This window comes from Cyanobium sp. Cruz-8D1 (assembly GCF_024345975.1).
GTDB lineage: Bacteria > Cyanobacteriota > Cyanobacteriia > PCC-6307 > Cyanobiaceae > Cyanobium.
In genome coordinates this window covers 47,005-61,491 of sequence record NZ_JAGQCD010000006.1, presented here as the reverse complement: position 1 = coordinate 61,491, position 14,487 = coordinate 47,005, and the positions used below count along the sequence as shown (strand labels likewise).

Sequence of the window (14,487 nt, the reverse complement as noted above, 5' to 3'; positions counted from 1 at the left end):
GCCACAAACGGTGTCCGTCTATCCGATCCCGGACAACGAAGCTGAGCGGCAGGCGGCCCTGGACGAGCAACACATTCTCGATACGGAGTCCGATGGGGACTTCAATAGCATCACCCGCCTGGCCAGCCAGATGCTGGGTGTTCCCACGGCCCTGATCTCAATGGTGGATCGCCAACGGCAATGGTTTCTGTCGCGGGTGGGGCTGGAAGCGAGTGAAACATCGAGGGATCTGGCCTTCTGCGCCCACGCCATCTGCTGCGATGCTCAGCCCGCAGCCAACACAACCCGCAGGCAATGAACATCAGTTGCTAAAGGACCTCGCCGGCATGGTGATCCGGCACATGGAATCCCAGCGACATGGCTACATCTGCCCGCTGACGGGCCTCCAGAGCCGCCGACCCTTTTACAAAGGAGGGGCAGCGGGAGTTCCAACGGGCGGGTTGGAAGACCGACCAACGGGTCCAGAGGTGGAGGTCATCGCTGCTTCCCTGTGGCCCCGTCGCCAACCATTGGCCAGGTTCTGGCCCCAGACGATGCTGTCGGCTTCCAGCGAGGTTCTCTTCTCCTTTGGGAACCTGATCAGATCGCCCCGGTAGAGGATTCTCCGGCCCAAAGCGATGCAGCCGTGATCTCCAGACCCATCAGCAGCGCGGCAGACGTCATGGCGGTGAAACGTAGCTGGACGGTTGGCGTGGCCCGCCTGGCCCATGAGCCGTCGCACCTTGGTGCTGGCTAGCCTCCAGCTACCACTCCTGCTGTCTGCCGCCTGATCGTGGTCCGCCGAGTCACCCTGCCCCTGGCCGCTGCCCTGATCAGCTCCATGACGGGGTGGGTGCTGGTGCCTTCCATCGCGGCCGCTGCCCCAGTGGAGACAGACGCCCTCTCCCCATCACGGCAGCTGGTGCTGAACCGCCGCCAGCGGCTGCTGACGGTGATGGAAGGAGAGCGGGAACTGCGCCGTTTCCGCGTCGGTGTGGGCATGCCCGGCTGGGAGACGCCAGTGGGGTCATTCAGCGTGATCGAGAAGACCGCCTATCCGATCTGGGAGCATCCGGCCAAGGGCGTGCACATTCCCCCAGGCCCCACCAATCCCCTTGGTTCCCGCTGGATCGGTTTTCACCGCGACTGCAAGGGCCGGAGTGGTTTCAATGGCCAGGAGCATCTGGAGGTGAAGGGGTGCGTGACCTCCGGCTTCCACGGCACACCGAACCGCGCCAGTGTCGGCGGCGCCGTGTCCCATGGCTGCGTGCGGCTCTTTGACGAGGACGTCAAGGAGCTGTTCGAACTGGTTCAGGTCGGCACCCCGGTGACGGTGCTGCCCTGAGGCACCGAAGCCCACCGGGGCAGCCCGTAGAGTTCCGGGCGCACCAGGGATCAAGAGCGGATGAGGGTTCTGTTTGCCGCTGCGGAGTGCGCTCCGATGATCAAAGTGGGGGGCATGGGAGATGTGGTGGGCTCCCTGCCACCGGCCCTGGCGGCCCTCGGCCATGACGTGCGCATCATCCTGCCGGGCTATGGCAAGTTGTGGAGTTGCCTGGAGATTCCCACGGAGCCGATGTGGCGCGGCCACGCCATGGGCACCGATTTCGCCATCTACGAAACCCGCCACCCCAGCTGCGGTCTGCCCATCTATCTGGTGGGTCATCCGGTGTTCGATCCGGAGCGCATCTACGGCGGTGAAGACGAAGACTGGCGCTTCACCTTCTTCGCCAACGCCACGGCTGAATTCGCGTGGAACGGAGGCTGGAAGCCCCAGGTGCTGCATTGCCACGACTGGCACACGGGCATGATTCCGGTGTGGATGCACCAGGACCCTGAAATCAGCACGGTGTTCACCATCCACAACCTGCGTTACCAGGGCCCCTGGCGCTGGAAGCTGGATCGGATGACCTGGTGCCCCTGGTACATGCAGGGCGACCACACCATGGCCGCGGCCCTGCTGTACGCCGACCGGGTCAACGCGGTATCCCCCACCTATGCGATGGAGATCCGCACGCCCGAATACGGCGAGCGTATCGACGGCCTGCTCAACTTCGTCAGCGGCAAGTTGCGCGGCATCCTCAACGGCATCGACACCGAAGCCTGGGATCCCGCCACGGACCCCACCCTGCCGCAACCGTTCTCGGCCGACGACCTCTCCGGCCGCAGCGCCAGCAAGCGACTGCTGCAGGAGCGCATGGGGCTGACCGTGAATCCCCGCACCTACCTGATGGGCATGGTGAGCCGGCTGGTGGATCAGAAGGGCGTCGACCTGCTGCTGCAGGTGGCCGACCGGGTGCTGGCCTACAGCGACAGCCAGTTCGTGGTGCTGGGAACCGGTGAGCGCGGCTACGAGTCGGGCCTGTGGCAGATGGCGGCCCGCCACCCCGGCCGCTTCGCCGTGTTCCTCACCTACGACGACGCCCTCTCACGCCTGATCTATGCGGGCAGCGACGCCTTCCTGATGCCGAGCCGTTTCGAGCCCTGCGGCATCAGCCAGATGCTGGCCATGCGCTACGGCTCAATCCCGGTGGTGCGCCGCGTCGGAGGCCTGGTGGACACCGTCCCCCCCAACGACCCCAGCGCCGGCACCGGTACGGGCTACGGCTTCGACCGCTATGAGGCGATCGACTTCTACACCACGATCGTGCGCTCCTGGGAGGCCTACCGCAACGAGCCCAGCTGGCAGGAGTTGCAGCGCCGGGCCATGACCACCGACTTCAGCTGGAACCGCTCGGCCCTGGCCTACGACGCCATGTACCGCGAGGTCTGCGGCGTCAAGGAGCCCACCCCCGACGCCGCCCAGGTGGAGCGCTTCTCCCAGGGCCAGGGGGCCGATCCCAGCCTGTTGCACGACGACCCCAGGCCGGATGTGGGCAGCAAGGCGCCCCCGCCGGCCCCGCGCCCCCGCAACCCCCTGGCCCTGCTGCGTCGCCGAAACGACTCCTGAGCTCGCCCCCCGTGTCCGGCGCCCATGGCTGATCCGGTTCCACCAGCTTCCGATCTACCGGCGCCCTATGCCAGTCCCTGGGGCCCGTTGGGCCGCGCCTTGCGGGCCGTGCTGGCCTCGCTGCGCCTGAGGCTGCGCGAACTCTGGCGGCGCAATCGGGAGGGGGATCTGTCGGTGCCGGGCTTCTGGCCGCAGGGGCTGGCCCCCCTGTTCTGGCCGTTGCTGCTGGCGGCCCTGCTGGCGCTGACCCTGGCGCTGGCGGGGAAGGCCTGGGGCCGGTTGTCCCATCGCGCGCCGTCGCCGCCGCCGGCGGCACGTCCCGCGGCGCCGCTGCTGGCCCCGGCGCCCGAGGAGGCCCCGACCGTCTCTGTGCCCGCACGTGTCGCCCCAGCGGCCGTGGCCGCACGCGCGCCCATGCCGGAGCCACCGCCACCTCCACCGCCCCTGGAGCTCGATCCCCTCCTGGCCCTGCTGGCCCAGGACGATCCCGAGCATCTGGTCGCCTCGGCCCATCCGGCGCCCAGCGAAGGCCGGCTGGTGCTCACCATGGCGCCGGCCTACACCGGTCTCAGCGAAGCGACCCGGCGGCGCTGGGCAGAGCGCTGGCAGCAGCGCGCCCTGGCCCTCGGCTACGAACGACTGGAGCTGGTGGACGGCCGCCAGCGCCTGCTGGCCCGCAGGGCCCTGGTGGGCTCCGGCATGATCCTGCTCGATCCCGGTGCCACAGGCTGATGCCGCTGCCGTTCGAGCCCCTGTGCCAGCTGTGGGGAGAGCCCCTGATGGCCCCCGGAACCACCACACCGGAAGGCTTCCGCCGTGTGAGCACCGACAGCCGCGGCGCGCTGGCCGGCGCCCTGTTCGTGCCCCTGGTGGGAGAGCGCTTCGACGGGCACCGCTTCCTGGCTGAGGCCCTTGCCGCCGGGGCGGCGGCAACCCTGGTGCAGAAGGACCGCCTGGATGGGGACGTGGTGGCGCAGCTTGTGACCACTGGCGGGCGGCCGATCTGGCTGGTGGAGGACACCCTGGTGGCCTACCAGCAGCTGGCCCTGCTGTGGCGGCGACGGCTCGGAATGCCGGTGGTGGCGGTGACCGGCTCAGCGGGCAAGACCACGACGCGGGAACTGATCAAGGCGGCCCTGGGCTCCCTGGGGCCGGTGGTGGCCAGCAGCGGCAACGAGAACAACGACGTCGGGGCGCCCCTCACCCTGTTGAAGGCCAACGAGGCCACGGCGGCCCTGGTGGTGGAGATGGGGATGCGGGGCCTGGGGGAAATCGATCGGCTCAGCCGCTGCGCCGAGCCGGATGTGGCCGTGATCACCAACATCGGCACCGCCCACATCGGCCGGCTGGGCAGCCGCGAGGCGATCGGGCAAGCCAAGTGCGAGATCACCGCCGGCCTGGGGCCCGACGGGGTATTGGTGATTCCGGCCGGGGATCCGCTGCTGGAGCACTTCCTGGCGAGGGTCTGGGGGGGACGGGTGCTGCGGGTCGCCCTGGAGGACGAGCTGGCGGCGTTCCCAGCCGGGACGCCGGCGCCGGACCTGGTGGGACGGCTGGAGGGTGGCTGCCTCAACCTGGTGGGCGGGCCCAGCCTGCGGCTGCCCCTGGAGGGGCGCCACAACGCCCGCAACCTGCTGCTGGCGGTGGCGGTGGCCCAGGAGCTGGGCGTCCCGGCCACAGCCCTCGTCGACCTGGCGGTGGAGTTGCCGGGGGGGCGGGCCAGACGCTGGAGCCTGGGTGGGGTGGAGCTGCTGGATGAGACCTACAACGCCTCGCCGGAGGCGGTGCTGGCGGCCCTGGAGCTGCTGGGGGCCCCGGGCGGAGCCGGGGAAGGCCGCCGCTATGCGGTGCTGGGCACGATGCTCGAGCTGGGGGAACGCAGCCTGGAGCTGCACCGCCAGGTGGCCGGTCGGGCCCGGGCGCTGGGACTTGACGGGCTGGTGATCGTGGCCGCCGAGGCCGAAGCCCAGGCGATGCTCGCCGCCGCCGCCGGGGTGCCGCGGCTGGCTCGGGCGGCCACGCCCGAGGAGGCGGCCGCCATGCTGCTCGACTGGCTCGAGCCGGGGGATCGGGTGCTGCTCAAGGCCAGCCGCGGGGTGGCCCTGGAGCGGGCGATTCCCTTGCTCGAGGCCGGCCTCGGCCCGGCCGCCTGAAGCCCGCCGCTTGAAGCACGGAGCCGCTCCCAGCAGGATGGGGCGACCCCCGACCGCCGACCGGGCCTTGGGGGCCAACGCCATCGTCGGCACCCGCTACGACGGCTCCGAGGTGCAGGGCGGCACCGCCGCCGCCACCGAAGTGCTCTGCTACGGCACCGCCGTGGTGGTGGAGCCCTGGCCCAGCAGCAGCAGCAGCGGCAGCAGCGCGTAGAGGAGCAGTAGGGCCAGGTAGACGACGCCGGAGACCGGGTCGCGGTTGATGAGGATGTCCTGCAACGAGCGCTGCTGCAGCAACAGCCCCACCGCCAGCTCCGCCGCCACCATGAACGCCAGGGCGAGGGCTCCGGCGGCCACCCGGGGGAGGGGGCCACGGCCGGCCAGCTGCCGCCGCACCACAAGCCGGGCGGCCAGCACCATCGCCAGGGCCATCCACGGCATCTCCAACAGTTCGGCCAGGCGCTCCCCCAGCCGCGGCACCAGCAGCGGCACCCGCACCGCCCCCAGAACGAAGCCGGTGCCGAAGACCAGGGCGAAATAGGTGGCGGCGGCGCGCAGGATGCCCATGGCAGCGACAGGGCGGCACGACCATGGTCAGTCTTCTGCCGCCTCTGGGGCGTTGTTGTCCGATTGTGGAGAGCCCGCAGGAGTCGCCCGATGCCCATAGCAGCCAGCACGGCCCGGCACCGGGGCACCTGGACAGGGGGCGCCATCGCCGCGGCCTCGCTCCTGGTGGTGGCGTCGCTGCCCCTGCAGGCAGCCCCCCAGAAGCCGCCGCTACAGGGCACCAGCTGGCAGCTGGTGGGGATCCAGTCGATGGATGACGCCCAGGGCCTGAGGCGCCCGCGGGACGCGTCCCGCTACACCCTCTCGCTCCAGGCCGATGCCCGGGCGGTCCTGCAGCTCGACTGCAACCGCGCCACGGGCAGCTGGCGGGTGGAGCCCAGCGCCGACCCCGGCAACGGCGGCTTCCGCTTCGGACCCCTGGCCAGCACCAAAGTCCTGTGCCCGGCCCCCAGCCTGGGGGAACCCCTGGCCCGCCAGCTTCCCTTCGTGCGGGGCTACCTGCTGCGGGACGGCCGGCTGAACCTGAGTCTGCTGGCCGATGGCGGCATCCTCATCTGGGAACCCCGCGCCGGCGCCGGGCCCAGCTACAGCAACCGGCCCGATCCGGCGCTGGAAGCGGCGATCCTGGCGGCCTTCCCCGACCTGCGCCGCACCCCGGGGAGCGCCGCCGGGGGCATGGGGCGGATCAGCTACTTGTACGGCCGTACCGATCTCGATGGGGATGGCCGTCAGGACGTGCTCATCTACCTGATGGGTTCCTACGTCTGCGGCACCGGTGGCTGCACGCTCCAGGTGTACCGCCAGGAAGCCACCGGCTACCGCCTCATCACCAGCTTCCCCACCAGCTGGCTGCCGGTCATCGTCCCGGCGGCGGGCCGCAACCGCTGGCGTGATCTCTGGCGCCTGCAGTCCGGGGGTGGCGCCCCGGACACCTGGGTGCGCGAGGCGTTCGACGGCCGGGGCTACCGCAGCAAGGAGCGCCTACCGGCGGCCGGCGGGCCACCGGCGGGCACCGCCGTGCTGAGCGGCGATCCCTCCCTGGCGGACGGGGCGCCGCTGGTGCCGCGCCCCTGATCCATCCCGGCGCCCATGGGCTGGCCCTCAGCCCTCGGCCTCCAGCCGCCACTGCAGCACCTGGCCGGCATGGAAGGGCACCAGATCGGTGGCACTGCCGTCGGCGGCGTTTTTATGCAGCCGTGGCGGCACTGTGTGGGCCTGCCGCACCAGGGTGATCGCTCCCTCGTTGAGGGGCAGTCCGTAGAAGGCGGGCCCATGCAGGCTGGCGAAGGTCTCCAGGCGATCCAGGGCCCCCTCCTGCTCGAACACCGCCGCGTAGCTCTCCAGGGCGTAGGGGGCGTTGTAGATGCCGGCGCAGCCGCAGGCGCTTTCCTTGGCCGAGCGGGGATGGGGGGCCGAATCGGTGCCCAGGAAGAAGCAGGGCTCCCCCGAGGTGGCGGCCTGGCGCAGGGCCAGCCGGTGCCGTTCGCGCTTGGCCACCGGCAGGCAGTAGAAGTCCGGCCGCAGCCCGCCCTGGAACATCGCGTTGCGGTTGATGTGCAGGTGGTGGGGGGTGATGGTGGCGGCCAAGTTGCCCCCCCCCTGACGCACGAAGGCGACCGACTCGGCGGTGGTGATGTGCTCCAGCACCACCTTCAGGCCTTGGTGCCGCTGCAGCAACGGCGCCAGGTGACGCTCGATGAACACGGCTTCGCGGTCGAAGATGTCGATCTCCGCGTCGGTCACCTCCCCGTGGATCAGCAGGGGCATGCCGATCCGCTCCATCGTGGCCAGCACCGGCTCGATCCGAGCCAGGTCAGTGACGCCGGCGGCGGCGTTGGTGGTGGCATGGGCCGGGTAGAGCTTGCAGGCGGTGAAGACCCCCTCGCGGTGGCCGCGCTCGATCTCCGCCGGATCGATCGTGTCGGTGAGGTAGGCGGTGAGCAGGGGGGTGAAATCACTGCCGACGGGCAGGGCCGCCCTGATCCGGGCGCCGTAGGCCGCGGCCGCCGCCACCGTGGTGATCGGCGGGCTGAGGTTGGGCATCACGATCGCCCGAGCGAAGCTGCGGGCCGTGGCCGGGGCCACCATCTGGAGCATGGCCCCGTCGCGCAGGTGCACATGCCAGTCGTCAGGACGGCGCAGCCGCAGCCGCTGGGGCGCGATCGGATCGATGCCAGACGTGCCCATCACACGAAAAGAGTCCACTGGCTTTTCACTGGGACGACGCGGCGGTGCAATCGTTCAACCCTAGGCATCACCCCACGACCGGCCCTGCTCAGCGCTGGGGGCGACCCAGCAGGAACACGACCGCCATCGCCAGGTAACCCAGGGCCCAGGGGGTGCCGCTGCCCCAGCCAGGGTTCAGGACGGTGTCGGCCAGGGTGAAACTCCAGGCGTGGATGAGGCCCAGCCAGGAGGCGGCCGCCGCCACCAGGGCGCAGAGGGCGGCGGCGCGATAGCGCTGCTCGATCACATACACCAGCATCGCCGCCAGCAGCATGGCCGCCAGGATCTGGCCCTGCTCGAGGGCGAAGGCGCCGGCGGCCCAGACGTCCGCCTGTTGCAGCGGCGGCAGCAGCTGGGGACCGAAGGGGTTGGCCGGGGTGCCGCTGCCCCCGGCCCGCAGCCCCGCCTTCAGCATCAGGGAGCCCCAGCCGGCCAGGCCGGGCAGCAGCCCCAGGGCCACGGCGGGGGCGTGGGCCGGCGGCGTGGCCTGGAAGGCCTGGGCCGCCATCACCAGGGCGATGTAGAGCACGATCGCCATGCCGGCCTCGATCGGCACCAGCTGGCCCACCACTCCGAACAGCCCCAGCAGGCAGCCCAGGCCCATCACCAGGCCGTTGAGCCAGGAGTAGCCGATGCGGGCCCCCATGCCCTTCCAGCCCGGGTGGCCGATGTAGATGGTGGTGGGGAAGCAGGAGCCCAGCCCGGCGGCGGCGACCGTGCCGATGCCGTTGATCAGCAGCGAACTCTTCACCGGGTAGGCGTCGCCGGCCGCCTCGGCACTCTCCAGGTTCTGCAGCGACCCCAGCAGGTTGAACAGACCCATCGGCAGCGTCACCCCCAGCCAGGGAATCAGGGCGTCACGACCCTCCCAGAGGGCACCGAGCCTGGGCACGGGCAGGTGCAGGCCCACCTGGGCGAGGTTGGTTTGCCAGGTGGGGCCGTCCAGCCGCAGCAGGCCCGTGGCCGCGGCCAGGACGATGCCCACCAGCACCGCCAGCACACCCCCCGGCAGGGGCAGCCGGGCCTGGCCGAAGTAGGCCAGCAGAATCACCGCCAGCACCGCCAGCCCCACCACCGGCACGGCGTAGGTGCGCAACAGGAAACCGAGGCCGATGTACCCCAGGGCGATGCCGGCCAGGGTGGAGAGCAGGGCCGCCCGGGGCAGCCAATGCCGCAGGGGGGCCACCAGGAAGGCACCGCCCGCCTCGATCAGCCCCGACCCGAGGCAGGCCAGCAGGCCGGCGCGCCAGGAGAGCAGCGAAGCCGCCTGGGGATCAAGGCCCTGGCCGGTGGCGGCCAGTTTCACCGGCAGCATCACCAGGAAGACATAGGCGAACAGGCTGACCGTGTTGATGCCATAGGGAAGGGCGGTGCGGTCGTCTCTGCCCTCGCGCCGTCCCAGCCGGTGGGCCTGAACGGCGTAGGCCCCATTGCCCACCACCAGGCTGATGCCGGTGGCCGGCAGGATCGTGCCGAAGATCAGGCCATCGGGATACCCCAGCACGCCGCGACAGAGCGAGACGATCAGCAGGATCTGGATCAGGTTGTCGAGCCCCAGGCCCAGGAAGCCGTCCAGGTCGCCGCGCACCCACCAGCGGGGTGTTGGCTTGACGAGCTCAGCCATGGGGCAGCCCCGCCGGCATCCGATCCGGAAACAGCACCCCATCGAGGTGGTCGCATTCGTGCTGCACCACCCGGGCATGGAAGCCCTCCACCTGCCGCTCGAAGGGATGGCCCGCAGGATCGAAGGCCCGGTAACGCAGAAGGCGCCAGCGGGGCACCAGGGCCCGCCAGCCCGGCACGCTCAGGCAGCCCTCCCAGGCGCCATCGTCCGTTTCGTCGCCGAGGGGCGTGAGCACCGGATTGATCAGCAGCGTCTCCGGGATGGGGGGCGCCTCCGGGTAGCGGGGGTTGTGGCTGAGGCCGAAGATCACCACCCGCAGCGGTACACCGATCTGGGGGGCCGCCAGGCCGGCGCCGTTCGTGGCGGCCATGGTGTCGCGCAGGTCCTGCAGCAGGACCGGCAGGGCGGGGTCATCGAATCGCTGCACCGGTGCACTCACCTGGCGCAGGCGGGGATCTCCGATGGTCAGCACGTCTCGGACGGCCATGGGCGGCTCTGGATCGGTCCCACTGTGCCGCCTTCCGGCCGCACCGTCCGTACCATCCGCAGATGATGCTGCGCCCGGCGACGCCATGGTCGTGAGCTCCCTGCGGGTGGCCGTGCTCTGCTGCGACGGTCTCTACCAGCGCCACCTGGTGCGGCGGGTGGCCGAGGCGTTCACCCTGGTGGGGGTGGTCTTGCAGGTATCTCCGCCCGACAGCCGCAGCTGGACGACCCGGCTGGCGAGATACCGCCGGCCCCTGCGGTTGCTGCGCCAGCTGATCGCCCGCGTGCTGCTGCGGCCCCACGACCGCCGCGGCGCGGCCCTGCAGCGGCAGCTGTTCCACCACAACGGCGCCCCGCCGGAGCTGCCGGCCGAGGTGCCGGTGCTGGTCACGTCGGCCATCAACGAGCAGCGCACCGCCGACTTCCTGCGCCAGCTCTCCGCCGACATCGTCCTGGTCAACGGCACCCAGCTGCTGCGGGCGCCGGTGCTGGAGCTGATCCCCTCGATCCGCCACGGCCTCATCAACCTGCACACCGGGCTGTCGCCCTATTCGCGGGGGGCCAACTGCAACCTTTACATGCTCCTGGAGGGTCACCCGGAGCTGGTGGGGGTGACGGTGCACCACATCGACCCCGGCATCGACAGCGGCGACATCATCCTGTCGGCCAGGGTGCCGATGGAACCAGACGACGACGTCGAGACCATCGAGGTGCGCAGCTTCCAGGTGGGCATCGAGCTGCTGATCGAGGCGGCCCGCCGGCTCGAGGCCGGCACCGCCCCGCGGGTGCCCCAGTGGGAGAAGGGCAAGCTGTTCCTGCGGCGCACCGGCTACAGCTACGAGCCCTGGCAGCGGCTGCTGGCCAACCGCCGCATCGCCAGGGGGCTGGTGCGCACCTACCTGGCCGACCAGGGGCGCCGCGATGGGGCCGTGCGGGTGGTGCGGGGGGAGCAGCCATGAGCCGCCTGGGGCGCGTCACCAACCGGGCGGCGGACCTGCTGTTTCTGCCGCCGCTGGATCGCCTCTGGCGCCGGCGCCTGCGGGGGAACGTGCTGTGTTTGCTCTATCACCGGGTGGACGAGCCGGGCCGGGTGCCCTTCCTCGACCGCTTCGGGGTCCCGCCGATCCCCCCCGGCGAGCTGGCCGCGGAGCTGGGCTATTTGCAGCGCCGCGGCGCCCGCTTCCTCACCTACGCCGATCTGCGGGCGGGACGGTACCCGTCAGCCAACGAGTTCGCGGTGATCGTCAGCTTCGATGACGGCCTGCGCTGCAACTACGAGGAGGGGCTGGAGGTACTCGAAGGGCTGGGCGTCCCCGCCGTGTTCTTCCAGTCGTCCGGAATGCTCGCCGGCGGGGGGCTGGTCTGGGAGCATGCCCTCTACTGGTATGGGGCCCACCCCGCCCTGGCGCCCCGGCTGGCGGAGCTGGCCCAGCAGCGCCTGGCTCTGCCGGCCGATCTGGCGGGTGCGGCCCTGATCGCCCGGCTGCGGGATGCCACCCCCGTCGCCAGGGTGCGGGAGCTGCTGGCGGAGCTGGCGGAACGCTGGGGCACGGCCGGCGAGCTGGCGGCGGCGGCCGATCGCCTCTACCCCAGAGAGGCCCACCTGCGCCGGGCCCGGGACGCCGGCCACGAGCTGGGCAGCCACGGCCACCACCACGTCCCCCGCTGCAACATCAGCGCGGCGGAGTTCGAGCAGGAACTGGTCCGCTCCAGCGCCGTGCTCGGCCGGGTGCTGGGGGAGGCGCCCCAGGCGTTCTCCTATCCCTTCAACAGCCATCTGCTCGGCGATGCCCAGATCTGCGGCCGCCACTACCTCCAGGTGGCCACCGTCGACGCCGCCCTGGTCACCACCGCCACCCCGGCCCTGGCCCTGCCCCGCTTCACCTGGCCCGGGCCCCACCCCAATCCGCTGCGCCGCCGCCGCTGGCTCTGCACCGGAACACTGGCCTGGCCGGGGAGATAGGGTCTGGATTCCTTCCGTGTTGCGATGACCTGGCCCCTGGCCGTGTTCGACGGGACCATCAGCCTCACCACCCTGGAATCCCTCCTCCACGACTGGGGCTACAGGGTGGTCTTCGGCGCCATGCTGCTGGAGAACGCCGGCGTGCCCCTGCCCGGCGAGACGGTCACCCTGCTGGCGGGCTATGCGGCCGGCAGCGGCCAGTTGCAGGTGCTCGGGGTGATGGGGGCGGCGGCCGGCGGGGCGATCCTGGGGGACAACCTCGGCTACTGGGTGGGGCGCCGGGCCGGCTGGGGGCTGTTGCTGCGGGCCGGACGGCTGCTGGGCCGCAGTCCGGAGCAGATGGAGGTCCTGCGGGAACGGTTCCTGCGCCATGCCGGCAAGTCGGTGCTGCTGGGCCGGTTCGTGGCGGTGCTGCGGGTGCTGGCCGGCCCCATCGCCGGCGCGGTGCGGATGCCCTACCGCCGCTTCCTGCTGTTCAACATGCTGGGGGCCGTGCTCTGGGCCTCGACGATGGTGGGCCTGGCCTGGCTCGGCGGCCGCTGGATTCCCTTCGATCAGATGGTGAAGGGCGTGGTCGAGTTCGGCCTCGGCGCCCTGGTGCTGCTGGTGATCGTGCTGGTGGTGCCGAAGCTGGTGGCCCGCTTCGAGGAGGCCCAGCTGGAACGGGAGGCCCAGGATCCCCCCGCCTGAGCCGATCGGGCCGCGGATGCCTACAGGCCGAAGTGGCGGCAGATCAGCCACGGCACCACCAGGGCCAGACCGATGGACAGGGGGGCGCCGTAGCGGGCCATGTCAAGGAAGCGATAGCGGCCCGGGCCGAACACCATCAGGTTGGTCTGGTAGCCGATCGGGGTAAGGAAGCTCTGGCTGGCGGCGAAGGTGATGGCGAAGATGAAGGCCATCGGTGGCAGCGCCAGCCCCTTGGCCAGTTCGGTGGCGATCGGGATCAGCAGCACCACGGTGGTGCCGTTGCTGAGCGCCTCGGTGAACAGCTGACCCAGCACGAACACCACCAGCAACACCCCATAGGCGGGCCAGCCCTGGAGGGACTGGAGCAGGTCGGTGGCCAGGGCCTCCGCCAGGCCGGTCTTCTGCATCGCCACACTGAAGCAGGAAAGGGAGCCCAGCAGCAGGATCACATCCCAGCGAACGGAGCGCAGCAGCTCCCCGGAGCGCAGGCAGCCCGTGGCCACCATCGCCACCATCGCCAGCAGCACCGAGGCCATCAACGGCAGGATCTTGAGCATCGGCAGCAGGATCATCAGCGCCGTGATCCCCATCGCGACAAGCTTGCGATCGGTGGTGGGCAGGTCCTTCTCCAGCTCATCGAGCAGCACCAGGTCGTTGTTGGCCTGCAGGCCGCGGATGGCATCCACCGGCGCCTGCAGCAGCAGCACGTCGCCGGCCTGCAGCACCACCCGGCCCAGCAGCTCGCGCAGCACCTGGTTCCCCCGCCGCACCGCCAGCAGGGTGGCGTTGTAGCGCTGGCGAAAGCGCATGTCCCGCACGCTCGCCCCGGCCAGGGTGGAACCGTTGGGCAGCAGCACCTCCACCACCCGCTGGGGGGAGGTGGTCTCGCCGGCCAGCTCGCGCAGGTCCTCTTCCTGATCACCGATCGGGGCGAGGGTGACGGTGTGCTCCTGCTGGAGACGCAGCAGGTTGTCGCGGTTGCAGCGCAGCAGCAGCCGGTCGCCGGCCTGCAGGGGCAGGTCGGCCAGGGGGGCGCTGAAGCTGTCCTGGCCGCGGTGGAGCTCCAGCACGTCCACGTCGAAGCGCCGCTGCAGGCGGCTGTTGTGCAGCGACTGGCCGATCAACTCGGACTGCTCCGGGATCAGCACGTCGGTGAGGTAGCCGTCGCGGGAAAGGCCGCCCAGCAGGTCCCCATCCCCCTGGCCGCGGTCGGGCAGCAGCCGATCAGAGACGATCAGCATGTACAGCCCCCCCAGCAGCCACACGGGGATGCCGATGGCCGTGAAGCTGAACAGCTCCAGGGAGCCGAAGCCCAGCTGGCGGCTCACATCGCTGGCCAGCAGGTTGGTGGAGGTGCCGAGCAGGGAGATGGTGCCGCCCAGCACGGTGGCGAACGACAGGGGCAGCAGCACCTTGGAAGGAGAAACGCCACGCCGGTGGCACCAGCCCTCAATCACCGGCAGCAGGGTGGCCACGATCGGGGTGTTGGGGATGAAGCTGGAGATGGGGGCCACCACCCCCACCATCAGGGCGATCATCCGCTTGGGGCTGCGCACGGCATCGGAACCGATCAGGGCCCGCAACCGATCCAGGCCGCCACTGCGGAACAGGCCGGCGGAGACGGCGAACAGGCCCATCAGGGTGATCAGGGCGGGGCTGCCGAAACCCTGCACCGCCTCATCCGGCTTGAGCACCTGGAAGCTGACCAGCAGGGCCGCCGCCAGCAGGCCGGTCACCTCGGGGGCGAGCCAACCGCTGACGAACAACACCATGGCCCCGACGAACACCGCCAGGGTGATGAGTCCATCTGGGGTAGCGGCGACCGTGAGGAACGCTTGCATCGGCTCGT

General features: G+C 70.9%; 15 protein-coding genes. 10 read left to right on the top strand and 5 right to left on the bottom strand.

The window, feature by feature from the left end; genetic code table 11:
* The first annotated feature begins 10 nt into the window (after positions 1 to 10).
* From KBZ33_RS05620 to KBZ33_RS05595, 6 genes are all read left to right on the top strand, one after another.
* A complete protein-coding gene (locus tag KBZ33_RS05620) occupies positions 11 to 298 on the top strand; it encodes a hypothetical protein (protein ID WP_254951291.1) in 288 nt (95 codons plus the stop codon).
* A 474-nt stretch (positions 299 to 772) separates the two neighbouring features.
* Entirely contained in the window at positions 773 to 1,324 is a 552-nt protein-coding gene (locus tag KBZ33_RS05615) for a L,D-transpeptidase (RefSeq protein ID WP_254951292.1), read from the top strand.
* A 60-nt stretch (positions 1,325 to 1,384) separates the two neighbouring features.
* Positions 1,385 to 2,929: a glycogen synthase GlgA gene (gene glgA, locus KBZ33_RS05610; RefSeq protein WP_254951293.1), complete on the top strand. Its 1,545-nt coding sequence runs from the start codon at positions 1,385 to 1,387 to the stop codon at positions 2,927 to 2,929.
* A gap of 24 nt (positions 2,930 to 2,953) precedes the next feature.
* Complete coding sequence (locus KBZ33_RS05605; RefSeq protein WP_254951294.1) at positions 2,954 to 3,661, top strand: hypothetical protein; 708 nt, start codon at positions 2,954 to 2,956, stop codon at positions 3,659 to 3,661.
* A complete protein-coding gene (gene murF, locus KBZ33_RS05600; RefSeq protein ID WP_254951296.1) occupies positions 3,661 to 5,082 on the top strand; it encodes a UDP-N-acetylmuramoyl-tripeptide--D-alanyl-D-alanine ligase in 1,422 nt (473 codons plus the stop codon). The genes KBZ33_RS05605 and murF overlap by 1 nt, the downstream gene beginning before the upstream one ends.
* 37 nt (positions 5,083 to 5,119) lie before the next feature.
* A complete protein-coding gene (locus tag KBZ33_RS05595) occupies positions 5,120 to 5,296 on the top strand; it encodes a heavy metal-binding domain-containing protein (protein WP_254951298.1) in 177 nt (58 codons plus the stop codon).
* Here KBZ33_RS05595 and KBZ33_RS05590 read toward each other — a convergent pair.
* Positions 5,233 to 5,649 carry a hypothetical protein gene (locus KBZ33_RS05590; RefSeq protein WP_254951299.1) on the bottom strand — a complete coding sequence of 139 codons (417 nt, stop codon included), beginning with the start codon at positions 5,647 to 5,649 and terminating at the stop codon, positions 5,233 to 5,235. The two genes, KBZ33_RS05595 and KBZ33_RS05590, sit on opposite strands and share 64 nt — an antisense overlap.
* A 90-nt stretch (positions 5,650 to 5,739) precedes the next feature.
* Here KBZ33_RS05590 and KBZ33_RS05585 point away from each other — a divergent pair, with 90 nt between their 5' ends.
* Entirely contained in the window at positions 5,740 to 6,723 is a 984-nt protein-coding gene (locus KBZ33_RS05585) for an META domain-containing protein (RefSeq protein WP_254951301.1), read from the top strand.
* 27 nt (positions 6,724 to 6,750) lie between these two features.
* Here KBZ33_RS05585 and pyrC read toward each other — a convergent pair whose 3' ends face one another.
* The 3 genes from pyrC to def all read right to left on the bottom strand — a co-directional run bounded on the left by pyrC (position 6,751) and on the right by def (position 9,986).
* Positions 6,751 to 7,836: a dihydroorotase gene (gene pyrC, locus KBZ33_RS05580; protein ID WP_254951303.1), complete on the bottom strand. Its 1,086-nt coding sequence runs from the start codon at positions 7,834 to 7,836 to the stop codon at positions 6,751 to 6,753.
* Positions 7,837 to 7,924: 88 nt separating this feature from the next.
* Positions 7,925 to 9,499 carry an NCS2 family permease gene (locus KBZ33_RS05575; RefSeq protein ID WP_254951305.1) on the bottom strand — a complete coding sequence of 525 codons (1,575 nt, stop codon included), beginning with the start codon at positions 9,497 to 9,499 and terminating at the stop codon, positions 7,925 to 7,927.
* Positions 9,492 to 9,986: a peptide deformylase gene (def, locus tag KBZ33_RS05570; protein WP_254951307.1), complete on the bottom strand. Its 495-nt coding sequence runs from the start codon at positions 9,984 to 9,986 to the stop codon at positions 9,492 to 9,494. The genes KBZ33_RS05575 and def overlap by 8 nt, the downstream gene beginning before the upstream one ends.
* Positions 9,987 to 10,071: 85 nt before the next feature.
* Here def and KBZ33_RS05565 point away from each other — a divergent pair, with 85 nt between their 5' ends.
* The 3 genes from KBZ33_RS05565 to KBZ33_RS05555 are packed head-to-tail and all read left to right on the top strand — an operon-like array spanning position 10,072 to position 12,638.
* A complete protein-coding gene (locus KBZ33_RS05565) occupies positions 10,072 to 10,944 on the top strand; it encodes a formyl transferase (RefSeq protein ID WP_254951309.1) in 873 nt (290 codons plus the stop codon).
* Positions 10,941 to 11,948: a polysaccharide deacetylase family protein gene (locus KBZ33_RS05560; protein ID WP_254951311.1), complete on the top strand. Its 1,008-nt coding sequence runs from the start codon at positions 10,941 to 10,943 to the stop codon at positions 11,946 to 11,948. The genes KBZ33_RS05565 and KBZ33_RS05560 overlap by 4 nt, the downstream gene beginning before the upstream one ends.
* Positions 11,949 to 11,972: 24 nt before the next feature.
* Positions 11,973 to 12,638, top strand: coding sequence for a DedA family protein (locus KBZ33_RS05555; protein WP_254951313.1), 666 nt, complete (start codon positions 11,973 to 11,975; stop codon positions 12,636 to 12,638).
* Between the two features lie 20 nt (positions 12,639 to 12,658).
* On the opposite strand, the gene KBZ33_RS05550 is transcribed toward KBZ33_RS05555, so the two are convergent.
* On the bottom strand, positions 12,659 to 14,479 hold the full coding sequence (locus tag KBZ33_RS05550) for an SLC13 family permease (RefSeq protein ID WP_254951314.1): 1,821 nt from the start codon (positions 14,477 to 14,479) through the stop codon (positions 12,659 to 12,661).
* Between the last annotated feature and the right edge of the window lie 8 nt (positions 14,480 to 14,487).